We start from the raw sequence: 14,948 nt of genomic DNA on the forward strand, positions 1-14,948 counted from the left end.
TCTCATACCCCCACTTGATTCATCAGTAATGATAGATTGATATGGTCTTTTACCATATGTAGAACCGTTTCTTTCGTCACGTTGGCAAGCTTTGGCGTAATCCCTAAAACCGGCACACCGCATAAGCGTTCAATCATCTCAGGATTGGTTTTTTCATCTTGATCGGGAGAATCACTGATTCCATTGATGATAATTCCGGCGATTGGAAGTCCCATGCTTTCTGCATATTTGACAGTTAAAAAGGTATGATTAATGGTTCCAAGGTTTGGACGCGCCACAATAATCATGGGAAGCTGTAACGCTTTTATGACATGACTGACCAAATAATCCTCTCCCAATGGCACAGAAATACCGCCCGCACCTTCTACGATGAAGCATTCATGTTTTTCTTTAATCCGCCCCCAATGGCTTAAAACCTCTTCCATGGTGACAGTCTTTCCCTCGAGTTTCCCTGCAACGTATGGTGCAAGGGGCGCTTTGAAGGCAAAAGGCGTAATGTCTTCATGAGAGAGACCGGTCTGCGACATGTCTTTCAGCAGACTTGTATCACTATCTGGATGATGGCGTGATATACCGCTTAAAAATGGTTTATACACCCCAACATCTTTGTTATGTTCTCGCAATAATGCGGCGATTCCGCTGGATACAACCGTTTTCCCCACTTCTGTATCTGTTCCTGTCACAAAAAAACCCCTCAAATGATGTGCAGCTCCTTTCCGATTGAATGAAATGTTTGCAGCAAATGATCAATATCACCCGTACTGTGATCCGACGTGATTGTGATTCGAATCCGGCTTTCACCTGGCGCAACGGTCGGCGGCCGAATGGCAGGAGCATAAATTCCCTTGCCCTGCAGCTTTTCAGAAAATATGACCGTTTTATGGGCATCGCCGATGACCACGGGAATAATCGGCGTGTGATCTCCTTTCACGGCATAACCCATATTCTTCAGACTGGTTCTGATCATGCTGATATAAGAAAATAAAAGCTGCCGTTTTTCCCTGCTGGCTTCAATCATGTTGAAAGCCTCGTGAGCAGCCGCACAGCTGGCTGGCGGAATAGCGGTTTGAAAGATAAATGTTCTGGCATGGTTCAGCAAAAAGTCGATGGAGACAGCTGATCCTGCCGCAAAACCTCCTTCCGCGCCAACAGCCTTGCTTAAGGTGCCGATCACAATGTCGGGACAAACACCAAAATATTCACTCGTTCCTCGCCCTGAATCACCCAAAACTCCTGTTGCGTGGGCATCATCAACGACCACGAAGGCATGATAGCGTTTCGCAAGCGAGATGATCTGGTCTAGAGGAGCAATCGTGCCATCCATGCTGAATACTCCGTCTGTTACGATAAAACGGCGCTGATAACGCTGCGTTTCATTCAGCTTGTTTTCAAGATCATTCATATCAATATGCCGATAAACAACTGTATCAGCCTTAGAAAGTCGGCAGCCATCGATCAGACTTGCATGATTGAGCTGGTCACTTAAAATGACATCTTCCTTTTCTGGCAAAGATGAAAGGACACCGACATTGGCCAAATAACCGCTCGAAAACAATAGCGCCGCTTCTGTCCGTTTAAAGCAGGCAATCTTCTTTTCTAGCTTTTCATGCCAGATCGAATTGCCTGTCGTTAAACGTGAGCCGCTGCTTCCTGTCCCAAATTGCTGCAATGCTGTTTGGGCTGCATCGATCAAACGTCTATCGCTTGCAAGTCCTAAATAATTGTTTGAGGACCAGACCGTTTGATTCTTGCCATCAATGTTCCTCTCCGGAACCGGAGCTCCATCCATTGACCGCAGGTTACGATGTACGCCGGCTTCCTTCATTCTGTCTAACCGCTCGTTCAGCCATGAATCAATCTTCAAGGCTCGTAACCTCATGGATCGCTTGTTTCATAATGGCAACCATTTCCTCGAGATCCTCAGCTGTACTGGCGAGAGGAGGCAGAAATGCAATCACGTCCCCAAGCGGCCTTGTCAGCATTCCCAGCTCTCGCATTTTTAAGGAAACTTTGTATCCAACCCGCCGATCAGCCGGATAAGGCTCTTTGGTATCCTTCGACTGAACAAGCTCTGCACCGCACATAAAGCCAAGCTGCCGAATATCCCCCACGTGTGGAAGAGCAAGCAGATCTTGAAGAAGGAAATGGAGCTTTTCACTTTTTTTCGCTACTTGTTCCACAATGTTTTCAGATTCAAATAATGCCAGATTTTCAAGCGCAACCGCACATCCAAGCTGATTGCCTGTATAGGAATGGCCATGGAAAAAGGTTTTTAGGTTTTCATAATCATCATAGAATGCCTTATAGATGTCTTCCGTGGCAAACGTAACAGCAATTGGCAAATAGCCTCCTGTAATGCCTTTACCTGCAGCCATCAGATCAGGCTGGACATTCTCGTGCTCGCACGCAAACATTTTTCCTGTACGGCCAAAGCCTGTAGCAACTTCATCAACGATCATTAAGACATCGTATGTTGTACACAGCTCGCGCACCCCTGCCAAATATCCTTCCGGCATCACGATCATACCGGAAGCCCCTTGTACCATTGATTCTATGGAAAGCGCGGCAATTTCCTCGTGATGTTCCTCAAGCAGCTGTTCAAGCTCTCGCAGGCACTGATCACGGCACTCATCAGGATCACCGCTTTCAGAGCGATACACATAAGGAATCGGGGCCTTGTAACTCTCAAACATCAACGGGCCGTATACGTGGTGGAACAATTCAATTGAACCGACACTGACGGCGCCAATCGTATCACCGTGATACCCGTTTTTCATGGCGATAAATTTTTGTTTTTGGGGCTTCCCGATGTTCTTCCAATACTGAAACGCCATTTTTAAGGCTATTTCCATCGCTTCTGCACCGCTGTCTGAATAAAAGACCCGCGTAAGCTTTTTTGGGCTGATGTTGATTAATGCTTCAGCAAGCTGGGTTGCAGGAACGTTGGTCATGCCTAATAACGTGGAGTGCGCGATTTTTCCGAGCTGCTTTTTTATGGCGTCATCTAATTCCTTTTTACGATGCCCGTGGACATTTAGCCAAACTGAAGAAAAACCGTCATAGTATTCCTTTCCATTTATGTCTTTGACTTTGATTCCCTTGCCGCTTTCGATGATTAAGGGGTTTTCATCATAATCTTTCATTTGGGTAAATGGCAGCCAGAGATGTTTTTTACTTTTTTCTATCAAATCATGAGTCATAATCTTCCTCCCACTCTATTAAAATAGGCTGCTTCTCCAGATCATGTATGTACGTGGTTACATCTTTGGAGCCATCAATAAAAAAGACTCGGCAGCCCGCTTCAGCTCCATATTCTTTCATTGCTGTAATACGCTGATAGCCCAGTTTTTTACTCGCAACATAGCCTGTTATGTAATCCGGATCATCCGACCAGCATAATTCTGCAATGGCTGCCGGGTGCCAGCTTACCTTTGAAGCAAGCGCAAGGGCCTCTTTTATTCTTGAATGTGCCGGCACGTGACTGTAAAGCGCCCATTTTTCAAAATTAGCGTCCGGCCAGTCCATCCTGGAGACCCGCACGCCTTTTTCTTTTGTTTGATCCATTCGCCTGCCTGAGTGAATATCAAACAGCACCGCTCCCCTGACATCAGACCATTCAGGCATTTGTTCATATGCTTTGTCAATCACGTCTCGTGAAACGCCTGCTTTTTCCAATAACAATCGGGCGAGCTTTTGTCCTTCTTCCGGGGAGCTCACTTCATTCGTATGAACAGGCAATGGCTGAATGGTTTTTATCGGTTCATGAACCTCTTCAAATTGAATTTGCATAAAATCAGGCTTTCCTCTTGAATGGGATAACCCTTTTTCCAATAAGGCATTGACTGTACGCTTCATCTCATGGAAAGGAATAAGCCGTTCTCCGCCGGATATATGCTTTCCGCCGTCTTCATGAGATCCATTCATAGAAGCTCTCATTCTGACACTATAAAATGTTTCTTCTTGCATGTTTCCTCGCCCTTTCACTGATAACTAAAGAACGTATATCACATCCTATTCTAAATGTTAACCATTTATAAATTAAAGTTAACAATTAGAATATTATTATTCACATACGATTCTGTCAATATAGGAATTGTGGGGCCGGACCTGAAACGAGCAAAAAAGACCGTTTTACAGTAAAACGGTCCTAGCCTTAGATGTCTATTCCTCTGCGTTTTTTTTGAATTCGATACTTGATGAACAGGCTGATTCCATTGACCATCATCAGCCCAAAAATCGTATTGCCTAACGGTGCCCAACCATTCTCACCTGTGAATAATAAGGACAGGACCACCTTCCCAACAAGTGTCACATTCAATAGGATTAAACCAAATACAAGTGACCGCTTCCAGAAAGCAGCCAAAATAAAACCGAGAAAAACCAGCATGAAAGCAATTGTTAAAACAGCCGAGACCGGACTGCTTAAAAGCATTTGCTCGAATTCCAGCACTTTTTTCATTTGCAGATCAATCTTCTCAGGTTCCGGAAACCAGACCATACTGCTCATCATCAATACAAAAGTGACGATGACTCCTTTCCAGCTGCGCTTATACGCAGCATAAACCAATACTAATAAAAAAAGGGGTCGAATATACCAGCTGAATGGATTGAGATGCCGCCGGAAAGCCCAATCCATTATGTCTTGTCATTCCATTGGTTCCACTTCCCTCGCTTCAATTCTGCGCCTTTCCGCCTGTTTCCTGTAACCGTCACAGCCATGTTTGCAAAAAACGGACTGCTTTATGCCTCATGACTGCTGTTTCGAAATGTCCTGAAGCAGAACGGACCACCCGGTAGCAATCAGAAGCTCCCTGTCCAGCATAGACATCTGCCAGTTCTTTTTCGATTTTGTCCACGCCCTCGGCCGGCGTTAACCGATCGTGTATTCCAACAAGACTAAGGTGCGGGCGCGGCGCGATCAGGCTTTGGATCTCCGATGCGGAAAAATGCTTTGCAAGCGATGGGACGCAATAATAAAAGCCGTGCCTGTCAAGATTCTGTGTTTTGATCAGCACGTGATGATCTACCTGGCTGCACAAATCAACACACACCTTAATCCGGTCATCGAGCGCCGCTGTCCACCACGCCATCAACCCTCCCATAGACATGCCGATGGTACCGATCCTGTCAGACTGAATATCAGAGCGTGACTGCATATAATCTAACGCTCTTAAACTGTCATAAATCATCATCCCCCACATCACTTTTCCGGTCAGAAGCATTTCTTTAAAAATCTCGCTTTCCGCTTTTCCCCGCCGATCTCCAAATCCCCAATGATCAATCGCAAGCACGCCGTATCCGAGAGAAGTAAGCTCATCAGAAAAAGAAGGCGTTTTCAAATAATCCGCTCCCTCAATCAGTTCACTTTTCCCCCTGTCATACCGGCCCCCATGTGAATGCTGAAACAATACGGCTGGGCAAGCTCCTTCTGTTATCCTCGGCTTCACAAAATAAGCGGGCACCTTTTCAAGTCCATTTAAATTAAGCAGGAGCGTTTCAACGATATTTTCTCCTCTTTCTACAATACGTAATGTCTCAACACTGATTGGCCTCCGGTCAGGCAAATCACCAAGCAATCGAAACAGTTGCTTTCTTCTTTCAGCTCTCATCCCATCACCCTTCCTTATTCGCTTACTTCACATTTACGAGACAGATCTGGGTTCCCCTTTATTTTTCCAAAACAAATCACATCCTTTACTAAATATTTAGTAAATATAACGAAATATTCCGAAAATAATTATTGTAACCGCTTACTTTTATATGATAGTATCAATTTATCAAAAACAGGTGAGTTAATATTTTACTAAATAGATGAGAGGGATTCCCATGGTTCGTATTAAAGATATCGCTTTGAAAGCTAATGTTTCCAGTGCAACTGTTTCCAGAATTTTAAATGAAGATGAGTCGCTTTCTGTTGCGGGCGAAACGAGACAAAGAGTCATCAATATCGCTGAAGAGCTTGGTTATCAAACCGTTGCCAAACGCCGGAAAGCCCGCGGGCAAAAACCGCGGGCCCAGCCGCTGATCGGCGTGCTGAGCTGTCTGTCCCCTGATCAGGAAAGGCAGGACCCTTATTTTTTTTCCATTCGCAAAGGCATTGAAAAGGAATGCTTTGAACAGGAAATTTTTATTACAAACTCGATTCATCTCGGCTCCTTTCAGGAACATATCTTTCGGGAATTGGATGGTGTCATTGTCATCGGCCGTGTTCATGATGAAGCGGTTAAGCATATTAGCGGAAAGCTGGAGCATGCCGTATTCATCAATCATTCTCCTGATCCGCAAACATACGATTCGATTGGCATCGATTTTGAATCGGCTTCACGCCAGGCGATTGATCATCTTTTCGACTTAGGCTACAAACGGTTAGGCTACATTGGCGGACAGGAAAAAGAGCATACGCTGAAGGACGGCCAAAGCATTCGCAGAACCATTGAAGACAAACGCCTCACCGCTTTTTTGGAGTCAGCCGCCCCCCAGCCTGAGCATGTGCTGATCGGAGAATACAGCATGCGTGAGGGCTATCGCCTGATGAAAAAAGCAATCGCTCAAGGCCATCTGCCTGAAGCATTCTTTATTGCCAGCGATTCCATGGCGATCGGTGCATTAAAAGCGCTCCAGGAAGCCGGGCTGCAAGTGCCGCGGGATACTGCAATCGTAAGCTTTAACGGGATTGAGGAAGCTGAATTTGCCAGCACGCCTTTAACGACGGTGAAGGTATACACAGAGGAAATGGGCCGGACAGGCGTAAAACTGCTGCTTGACCGTCTTAATGGACGAACCCTTCCCCACCATGTCACCCTGCCCACAACATTAATCGTAAGACAAAGCTGCGGATGTACAGCTAAGGAGGTGACATAAGCAAATATTCATCACGATGATAAGGAGGAAAAGATGAAACACACTTTTGTTTTATTTCTCTCTCTTATTCTGCTTATTCTGCCCGGATGCTCAGCAGAGAAAAGCTCAGCAGATACCGCAAAAAAGACGTTAACCATTTATTCCACAATGTCAACCGACAGTGAAAGAGATACGTTCAGAAAACTGGCGGCAGCATTCGAAAAGGAACACAGTGACATTCATGTCAGCCTTCATTTCCCAGGCAATGACTATGAAAATATGATGCGTGTCAGAATGGCGGCCAATGATTTGCCTGATTTATTCGATACACATGGCTGGGGGAAAATCAGGTACGGAGAATATACAGCGGATCTCCGGGAGATGGAATGGACTCAGGATCTCGATCCCAATTTAAACAGCATCCTCAAAAACAAAAGCGGAAAGGTGTATGCCTATCCGATCAATCAGGCAAAAGACGGCCTGGCGTATAACCGCAATGTTTTAGACCGTTATGGCATTGCCCCGCCGGAAACCATGGATGACTTTATGAAAGCGCTGAGAACGATTAAAGAAAAGAGTAAGGGAAAGATTGTGCCCTTCTGGTTTGCCGGCTATGACAAAAGCTCATTCGCTCAATATTACGACCAATTCGCTACACCTCTTCTCATCACAGACCCTGCCCATAATGAAAAAAAACAGCTCATCAACGGCACTTTTCAATGGAGTAAATTCACTTATTTATCAGAAATCCTCAAACAAATGCAGAAAGAAAAATTGATAAACATCGACGCCGTCACGGCAAAAAAATCACAGCTTATTGAATTAATGGCCCAAAACAAAATCGCCTTTACAATGCAAGGCGGCACACTCGGCCAAGACGTTGCCCAGATCAATCCGAACGTCAAGGTCGGCATTATCCCGACACCTGCCATACATCCCGGTGATGACCCAATATGGATTGGCGGTGAACGCTACACGCTTGCAGCATGGAAAGATTCGCCTCACTTAGAAGAGGCAAAAGAATTTATCGCATTTATGGCCCGCCCGGCCAATGCCAAACAAATGGCTGAGGCCACATCGCTTCCTTCAGGGCTGACCAATGTGAAAGCTGATATTTTCTACGCAAATGATTATGAGCATTATCAAAATGTCAAAGTTGAGCCTTACTTCGACCGTTTATACTTGCCAAACGGAATGTGGGATGTCCTGGGCACGGTCGGACAGGAGCTTACGGCTGACATTTTGGAGCCTCAAGACATTTCGAAGAAGCTGGGAAGAGAATATAAACGACTCCGGGAGCAATCGGAAACACAGGGGGCTGAAAACAATGAGTGAGATCGCAAGGGACGTTCATGTGAAACAGGTTAAGCCAAAAAAGCAGTCCTCACTTTGGTGGATGTACATTCCTGCTTTGCTTTCCGTTCTGGTCTTTATGATTTACCCGTTTGTGAAAGGCACATTGATTACCTTTACAAACTGGAACGGCTTTTCACAAGTCTACCAATGGGTAGGATTCGCGCAATATGAAAGGCTGTTTTCTGACCCTGACACGTGGCACATCTTAAAAAACACCCTGCTTTATGGGCTTGGCAGCACTTTTTTTCAAAATGTGGTCGGGCTTCTGTACGCTCTCCTCTTGAATCAAAGCATTAAAACGAAAGCGCTAACAAGAACAATTGTCTATTTGCCGGTGATGATCAGCCCGCTCATTATGGGCTACATTTGGTACTTTTTCTTCTCCTATGACGGAGGCGCGCTCAACGATTTGCTCGGTGTCTTCGGCATCAGCTCTATTAATGCGCTCGCCAGTCCATCGCTCAATCCATGGATTATTGTCATGATTAACACCTATCAATATGTCGGGATCGCTATGGTTGTCTACTTAGCCGGGCTGCAAAGCATTCCGAAAGATTACTATGAAGCAGCACAAATGGATGGCGCGAAAAAAGGCCAGCAGTTTTTCACCATCACGCTGCCGCTGTTAATGCCCTCCATTACCATTAATATGGTCATCAACATTATCGGAGGCTTAAAGCTGTTCGACGTCATCATTGCGCTCACCGCGGGCGGTCCCGGAAATGCATCACAATCCATGTCCACGTTTATGTATGATTTGTATTTCAAGCGACAGGATGCCGGCTATGCTGCAACACAAGGCATATTTATGGCATTTGTCATTTTGATCATCAGCTTTTGCGCGCTTGCGTACTTTAAAAGAAAGGAGGCGGAAATGTCATGAGAGCCGCCCGTTCAAAAAACACGCGGATCATTATGCTTCTTGCCGCCATTGTAGCCTGTGCGCATTTTATTCCCTTTTATATTCTGCTGACTACTTCATTGAAAGCAAAAGGAGACTACAGTTCGAAATGGATATTTCCAGCCGACATCTCCTTTCACAATTTTTCAGAGGCGTGGGAGCGTGCTTCGCTAGGAAACTCTTTTATGAACACCATGATCATCACAGGTTTTTCTGCCTTGTTATTAATTATATTCGGCTCACTTGCCGCCTACCCGCTTGCCCGGCGGGAAACAAAACTGAATAAAGCCGTTTTTGCCTTGCTGATTTCCATTATGATCATCCCTCCGTTAACATCCATGGTCCCTTTGTACCGAATGGTCGTGGACGCCGGAATGGTCAATACACACGCCATCGCCATTTTGATCAATACAGCGGCTTACATGCCGTTAACCGTATTCTTGTATTCGGGCTTTATCCGATCGACCATTCCAAAAGAGCTTGAAGAAGCCGCAAGAATTGACGGCGCAGGGATGCTGAAAATCTTTTTTACGATTGTGTTTCCTCTGCTGAAGCCGATCACTGCAACCATCTGTATTATTTCTTGTGTTTTTATATGGAACGACTATCAATTTGCCATTTTCTTTTTACAAGATCAAAAGGTTCAGACATTAACAGTAGCCATGGCAGGTTTTTTCGGAGAAAACGCCAACAACCTGCATTTAGTTGCCGCAGCGGCGCTTATGGCAATGCTGCCAATGGTTGTTCTGTTTTTGGCGCTGCAAAAATACTTTATTGCCGGCCTGTCTTCCGGAGCGGTAAAGGGTTAACACTAAAGGAGGAAGCAATATGAAAAAGATTACATTTATCGGCGCAGGAAGCACGATTTTCGCCAAAAATGTGTTGGGAGACTGCCTGTTAACAGAGGCACTGAATGGATTTGAGTTCGCGCTTTACGACATTGATCCCAAACGCCTGCAGGAATCCCAGCTCATGCTCGAAAATCTAAGAGACCGCTATAACCCGAGTGTGGCGATCAACAGCTATGATGACAGAAAACTTGCCTTGCAAAACGCAGGCTATGTCATCAATGCGATTCAGGTTGGAGGTTACAAGCCGAGCACAGTCATCGATTTCGAGATTCCTAAACGGTATGGGCTGCGCCAGACGATCGCCGATACAGTCGGCATCGGCGGGATATTCAGATCTCTCAGAACAATCCCGGTCTTATTTGACATCGCAAGAGATATGGAGGAAATGTGCCCGGATGCGTGGTTTTTAAACTATACAAATCCTATGGCTTCTCTTACAGGCGCCATGCTTCGCTATACCAATATCAAAACAATCGGGCTCTGCCACAGTGTCCAAGTGTGCACGAAGGATTTATGTAAAGCTCTCGGAATGGAGCATGACGGAATTGAGGAACGCATTGCGGGCATCAATCATATGGCTTGGCTTTTGGAAGTCAAAAAAGACGGCGCAGATTTGTATCCAGAAATCAAAAGGAGAGCGAAAGAAAAACAAAAAACAAAGCATCATGATATGGTGCGGTTTGAATTAATGGATAAGTTTGGCTATTATGTCACGGAATCATCCGAACACAACGCAGAGTATCACCCGTACTTTATTAAACGGAATTACCCTGAACTGATCAGCGAGCTGCAAATCCCGCTCGACGAATATCCGAGAAGGTGCGTCAAGCAGATTGAAAATTGGGAGAAAATGCGGGATGACATTGTCAACAATAAAAACCTTACGCACGAACGCTCCAAGGAATATGGTTCTAGAATTATAGAAGCAATGGAAACAAACGAGCCATTCACCTTCGGAGGAAACGTCTTGAATACAGGACTGATCACCAACCTTCCTTCAAAAGCGGTTGTGGAAGTGACATGCGTCGCCGACAGAAAAAAAATTACACCGTGCTTCTCGGGAGAACTGCCTGAGCAGCTTGCAGCCTTAAACCGGACGAATATTAATACACAGCTGATGACAATCGAAGCGGCTGTCACACGGAAAAAAGAAGCGGTTTACCAAGCTGCAATGCTTGATCCGCATACAAGTGCGGAGCTTTCCATGAAGGACATCATTTCCATGTGTGACGATTTATTTGCAGCACATGGCGATTGGCTTCCGGAATACAAATAAAAACTAGGGGATCGCTCTCCCCTAGTTTTTTGGTTTTGTTTCGCCTTCCCAGGCCATCATGCCGCCTTCAACATTGACTGTTTTAAAGCCTTGCTCATCCAGGTACTTGCAGACGTTCATGCTGCGCATTCCTGAGCGGCAGATAAATACGTATTCTTTGTCTTTATCAAGGGTGTCCATTTTTTCAGGAATATCACCCATGCGAATATGAACGGCTTGCGGGATCATGCCTTCCGCTACCTCTTCATCTTCTCTGACATCAATTAAATATAATTCTTCGTCCGCCTCAATTTTTTCTTTCAAAGCGGCTGTGCTGATTTCTTTTATTTCCAAAGAAAACACTCCTATTCACAGTGATCATGTTCAGTATATCAAAGTCAGCTGAACGATTGCTATTCTGAGACTGATGAAAAAAATCCCCTTTTGGCAAAGGGGATTTTTTCTAGGCTTAGTTTGCCACAATATTGACAAGCTTGCCAGGCACCGCGATGATTTTCCGAATCGTTTTGCCTTCAAGCTGCTCTTTGACCTTTTCATCAGCTTGAGCAAGCTGTTCCAGCTGTTCTCTCGTTGCATCGGCAGGAACCTGTAATTTCGCTTTTACTTTTCCGTTCAGCTGAACAACGATTTCAACTTCATCATCCACAAGTTTTGTTTCATCATATACAGGCCAAGCTTCGTAGGCAATTGTGCCGGAATGGCCAAGCTTCTCCCAAAGCTCTTCCGCTAAGTGTGGCGCGACAGGAGAAAGAAGCTTCACGAAGCCTTCCATATATTCTTTCGGCAGTTCTGTTGCTTTATAAGCTTCATTAATAAAGACCATCAGCTGGGAAATACCCGTGTTGAAACGAAGGCCTTCATAATGGTCTGTGACTTTCATGACTGTTTCATGATACACGCGCTCCAATGTTTCACCAGCGCCTTCAACGATTTTGCCATTAAGCTCACCGCTGTCTTCAACGAATAGGCGCCATACACGATCAAGGAAACGGCGCGCGCCGTCTAATCCTGATTCAGACCAGGCGATTGAAGCATCAAGAGGTCCCATGAACATTTCGTACAATCTCAGTGTATCAGCACCGTGAGAGGCCACGATTTCGTCAGGATTGACAACGTTCCCTTTAGATTTACTCATTTTTTCGTTGTTTTCGCCGAGAATCATTCCTTGGTTGTACAGCTTTTGGAACGGTTCTTTCGTCGGCACTACGCCGATATCATAGAGGAACTTATGCCAGAAGCGGGCATACAGAAGGTGAAGCACGGCATGTTCTGCACCGCCGATATACATATCGACCGGAAGCCATTTTTCCAATTTTTCTGGTGATGCCAGCTGATCCGGATTGTGCGGATCAATATAGCGCAAGAAATACCAGCAGCTTCCCGCCCATTGCGGCATTGTATTCGTTTCTCTTCTTCCTTTTTTCCCTGTCTCAGGGTCTGTGACTTCCACCCACTCTTTAATGATCGCAAGCGGTGATTCGCCCGTTCCGCTCGGTTTGATTTCATCCGTTTTCGGCAAAATCAGCGGCAGCTCCTCTTCCGGGACAGCTGTTGACGTTCCGTCTTCCCAGTGAATGACCGGAATCGGCTCGCCCCAATAACGCTGGCGGCTGAAGAGCCAGTCACGAAGGCGGTACGTCACTTTCTTCTCGCCGTTTTTCGTTTCTTCCAGCCAAGCGATCATTTTCTCAATCGCTTCCTGTTTGTTAAGGCCGTTCAGGAAATCAGAGTTCACATGCTCGCCGTCGCCAGTGTAGGCTGCTTCCTCAATGTTCCCGCCTTTTACGACTTCCTTCACCGGAAGGCCGAATGTGTTGGCGAATTCAAAATCACGCTCATCGTGGCCAGGAACAGCCATGACAGCACCTGTTCCGTATGATGCAAGCACATAATCCGCAATCCAAATCGGCAGTTTTTCTCCGTTTACAGGATTGATTGCATACGCTCCTGTGAATACGCCTGTCTTTGTTTTCGCAAGATCCGTACGCTCAAGGTCACTCTTTGATTGAATTTCTTTGATATAAGCTTCAACAGCTTCTTTTTGCTCAGCCGTTGTGATGTTTTCCACCAATGCGTGTTCCGGAGCAAGGACAGTGTATGTAGCGCCAAACAGCGTATCTGGTCTTGTTGTAAACACCGTAAAGGATTCATCATGTCCATCTATAGCAAAATGAACGTGAGCGCCTTCCGAACGGCCGATCCAGTTGCGCTGCATATCTTTAATGCTTTCCGGCCAATCAAGCTCTTCCAAGTCTTCAAGGAGCCTGTCCGCATAGGCTGTGATTTTCAGCATCCACTGCTTCATTGGGCGTCTCTCTACCGGATGGCCGCCGCGTTCGCTCTTGCCGTCAATGACTTCTTCGTTGGCAAGAACCGTACCGAGTGCAGGGCACCAGTTTACAGGCACTTCGTCAACGTAAGCAAGGCCTTTTTCATAAAGCTTTAAGAAAATCCATTGCGTCCATTTGTAGTATTCAGGGTCAGTCGTATTGATTTCACGATCCCAATCATATGAGAAGCCAAGCGCTTGAATTTGGCGGCGGAAATTATCAATATTCTGCTTCGTAAACACAGCGGGGTCGTTCCCTGTGTCAAGCGCGTATTGTTCAGCCGGCAGGCCGAATGCGTCCCAGCCCATTGGATGAAGGACATCGTAGCCCTGCATGCGCTTCATGCGGGACAGAATATCCGTTGCTGTGTATCCTTCAGGATGGCCGACGTGCAACCCAGCTCCAGACGGATAAGGGAACATGTCCAGCGCGTAAAATTTTTGTTTTTCATTATTATCAAGAGTGGCAAATGTTTTGTTTTCAAGCCAATATGTTTGCCATTTCTTTTCTATCTCTTTGTGCTGAAAACTCAAAGTAAAAACCTCCTTCTGATTGAATACGGCGTGTATGGTTCAAGTATTGACGGGAAGGAGAGGATTATATTCAGAATATTCCCAAACTAAAAAAAACTCCCTCATCCCTAAAAGGGACGAGAGACTTTCGTTTTCCCGCGGTACCACCCTCGTTAGCGCGGCATACACCGCACTCACTTGATACTTTTAACGCAGTTATGCGTCAGCGGCTTTTCACCGCTGCAACTCTGAGGTGAGTTCGGAAACAAACTTGATTGACTTTCACCAGCCGTCAACTCTCTGCAACAATATCTGTTTCTTACTGCTCCTCTTCATTGTTCTTATCGCAACCGTAATCTAACTGTATTTTATAGAATTCTGTTCATAAGTGCAAGCAGGTTTGTATACAATGGGAATGTACCCTGAACGGGCGAAGATTGAGGACAATTATTCGGGTGGAGTTTTGGTTTGACGTTTGGACTCGGCCGGTTCGCCTCCGCTGTTCATTTCTCTCACAAAGTCAAAACTTCTGAGAACAGCTTCACCGCCGTAGCCTGAGATAATGGATAAGATGACAAGTTGAATTCCTGAATCGGGGTCAGCGGATAGTACAAGTAAAATGGAAGCTGTCATTCCGATAAACCAATCTTCCAAAAATCCAAGGTAGATAAACCGCTTCGTCATTCTGGGCTTCTCCAGCCTGCCTCTCTTTTTAACGTGACCGAGAATCCCCATGATTCCTCCAATTACACAAGCAATAAGTACCTGATGCAGCATCTTCATCATCACCTTCCTAAAGCCCTTATTTCGTAAAGCGACTTCAGGCCATCCAGCCCCCTTAAACGATTCCGATGATTTTCGATATCTACATACTGGCAAATC

14 protein-coding genes and 1 other annotated feature are annotated in these 14,948 nt (G+C 45.6%); of the genes, 5 read left to right on the forward strand and 9 right to left on the reverse strand.

The features are described from left to right. Window positions 1–2: 2 nt before the first annotated feature. The 6 genes from bioD to MY9_RS15015 form a co-directional block, all read right to left on the reverse strand. Entirely contained in the window at window positions 3–698 is a 696-nt protein-coding gene (bioD, locus tag MY9_RS14990; protein ID WP_014665047.1) for a dethiobiotin synthase, read from the reverse strand. Further along, entirely contained in the window at window positions 695–1,864 is a 1,170-nt protein-coding gene (bioF, locus tag MY9_RS14995) for an 8-amino-7-oxononanoate synthase (protein WP_014665048.1), read from the reverse strand. Before bioF ends, bioD begins: the two co-directional genes overlap by 4 nt. Continuing rightward, window positions 1,854–3,200 (reverse strand): adenosylmethionine--8-amino-7-oxononanoate transaminase, encoded by a 1,347-nt coding sequence (gene bioA / locus MY9_RS15000; RefSeq protein ID WP_014665049.1) that lies wholly within the window; start codon window positions 3,198–3,200, stop codon window positions 1,854–1,856. Before bioA ends, bioF begins: the two co-directional genes overlap by 11 nt. Then, window positions 3,190–3,966: a 6-carboxyhexanoate--CoA ligase gene (gene bioW / locus MY9_RS15005; RefSeq protein WP_041521405.1), complete on the reverse strand. Its 777-nt coding sequence runs from the start codon at window positions 3,964–3,966 to the stop codon at window positions 3,190–3,192. Before bioW ends, bioA begins: the two co-directional genes overlap by 11 nt. 187 nt (window positions 3,967–4,153) lie before the next feature. Further along, window positions 4,154–4,636 carry a hypothetical protein gene (locus MY9_RS15010; protein ID WP_337445508.1) on the reverse strand — a complete coding sequence of 161 codons (483 nt, stop codon included), beginning with the start codon at window positions 4,634–4,636 and terminating at the stop codon, window positions 4,154–4,156. 73 nt (window positions 4,637–4,709) lie between these two features. After that, the gene (locus MY9_RS15015) at window positions 4,710–5,609 is read right to left on the reverse strand and encodes a dienelactone hydrolase family protein (RefSeq protein WP_014665052.1); all 900 of its coding nucleotides are present in this window, start codon (window positions 5,607–5,609) and stop codon (window positions 4,710–4,712) included. Between the two features lie 217 nt (window positions 5,610–5,826). Here MY9_RS15015 and MY9_RS15020 point away from each other — a divergent pair, with 217 nt between their 5' ends. The 5 genes from MY9_RS15020 to melA are packed head-to-tail and all read left to right on the forward strand — an operon-like array spanning window position 5,827 to window position 11,224. Continuing rightward, window positions 5,827–6,861: a LacI family DNA-binding transcriptional regulator gene (locus MY9_RS15020; protein ID WP_014665053.1), complete on the forward strand. Its 1,035-nt coding sequence runs from the start codon at window positions 5,827–5,829 to the stop codon at window positions 6,859–6,861. 33 nt (window positions 6,862–6,894) lie between these two features. After that, complete coding sequence (locus MY9_RS15025) at window positions 6,895–8,175, forward strand: ABC transporter substrate-binding protein (RefSeq protein ID WP_014665054.1); 1,281 nt, start codon at window positions 6,895–6,897, stop codon at window positions 8,173–8,175. Beyond that, the gene (locus tag MY9_RS15030) at window positions 8,168–9,079 is read left to right on the forward strand and encodes a carbohydrate ABC transporter permease (protein ID WP_014665055.1); all 912 of its coding nucleotides are present in this window, start codon (window positions 8,168–8,170) and stop codon (window positions 9,077–9,079) included. Before MY9_RS15025 ends, MY9_RS15030 begins: the two co-directional genes overlap by 8 nt. After that, entirely contained in the window at window positions 9,076–9,906 is an 831-nt protein-coding gene (locus MY9_RS15035; protein ID WP_014665056.1) for a carbohydrate ABC transporter permease, read from the forward strand. Before MY9_RS15030 ends, MY9_RS15035 begins: the two co-directional genes overlap by 4 nt. Window positions 9,907–9,925: 19 nt before the next feature. Next, entirely contained in the window at window positions 9,926–11,224 is a 1,299-nt protein-coding gene (melA, locus tag MY9_RS15040; RefSeq protein ID WP_014665057.1) for an alpha-galactosidase MelA, read from the forward strand. 21 nt (window positions 11,225–11,245) lie between these two features. Here melA and MY9_RS15045 read toward each other — a convergent pair whose 3' ends face one another. The 3 genes from MY9_RS15045 to MY9_RS15055 form a co-directional block, all read right to left on the reverse strand. Next, window positions 11,246–11,557, reverse strand: coding sequence for a rhodanese-like domain-containing protein (locus MY9_RS15045; protein ID WP_014665058.1), 312 nt, complete (start codon window positions 11,555–11,557; stop codon window positions 11,246–11,248). Between the two features lie 115 nt (window positions 11,558–11,672). Beyond that, window positions 11,673–14,087: a leucine--tRNA ligase gene (gene leuS, locus MY9_RS15050; protein WP_014665059.1), complete on the reverse strand. Its 2,415-nt coding sequence runs from the start codon at window positions 14,085–14,087 to the stop codon at window positions 11,673–11,675. 109 nt (window positions 14,088–14,196) lie between these two features. After that, window positions 14,197–14,411: a binding site (T-box leader), on the reverse strand. Between the two features lie 102 nt (window positions 14,412–14,513). Further along, window positions 14,514–14,849, reverse strand: coding sequence for a DUF4257 domain-containing protein (locus MY9_RS15055; RefSeq protein WP_003223352.1), 336 nt, complete (start codon window positions 14,847–14,849; stop codon window positions 14,514–14,516). Between the last annotated feature and the right edge of the window lie 99 nt (window positions 14,850–14,948).

Origin of the sequence: Bacillus sp. JS, assembly GCF_000259365.1 — a bacterium.
Taxonomy (GTDB): domain Bacteria; phylum Bacillota; class Bacilli; order Bacillales; family Bacillaceae; genus Bacillus; species Bacillus stercoris.

What these genes read in the sequence shown, in the direction of transcription:
- bioA (WP_014665049.1), bottom strand. Translation starts at nt 3,200, where the DNA reads ATGACTCATGATTTGATAGAAAAAAGTAAAAAACATCTCTGGCTGCCA.
- bioW (WP_041521405.1), bottom strand. Translation starts at nt 3,966, where the DNA reads ATGCAAGAAGAAACATTTTATAGTGTCAGAATGAGAGCTTCTATGAAT.
- MY9_RS15010 (WP_337445508.1), bottom strand. Translation starts at nt 4,636, where the DNA reads ATGGATTGGGCTTTCCGGCGGCATCTCAATCCATTCAGCTGGTATATT.
- MY9_RS15015 (WP_014665052.1), bottom strand. Translation starts at nt 5,609, where the DNA reads ATGAGAGCTGAAAGAAGAAAGCAACTGTTTCGATTGCTTGGTGATTTG.
- MY9_RS15020 (WP_014665053.1), top strand. Translation starts at nt 5,827, where the DNA reads ATGGTTCGTATTAAAGATATCGCTTTGAAAGCTAATGTTTCCAGTGCA.
- MY9_RS15025 (WP_014665054.1), top strand. Translation starts at nt 6,895, where the DNA reads ATGAAACACACTTTTGTTTTATTTCTCTCTCTTATTCTGCTTATTCTG.
- MY9_RS15030 (WP_014665055.1), top strand. Translation starts at nt 8,168, where the DNA reads ATGAGTGAGATCGCAAGGGACGTTCATGTGAAACAGGTTAAGCCAAAA.
- MY9_RS15035 (WP_014665056.1), top strand. Translation starts at nt 9,076, where the DNA reads ATGAGAGCCGCCCGTTCAAAAAACACGCGGATCATTATGCTTCTTGCC.
- melA (WP_014665057.1), top strand. Translation starts at nt 9,926, where the DNA reads ATGAAAAAGATTACATTTATCGGCGCAGGAAGCACGATTTTCGCCAAA.
- MY9_RS15055 (WP_003223352.1), bottom strand. Translation starts at nt 14,849, where the DNA reads ATGAAGATGCTGCATCAGGTACTTATTGCTTGTGTAATTGGAGGAATC.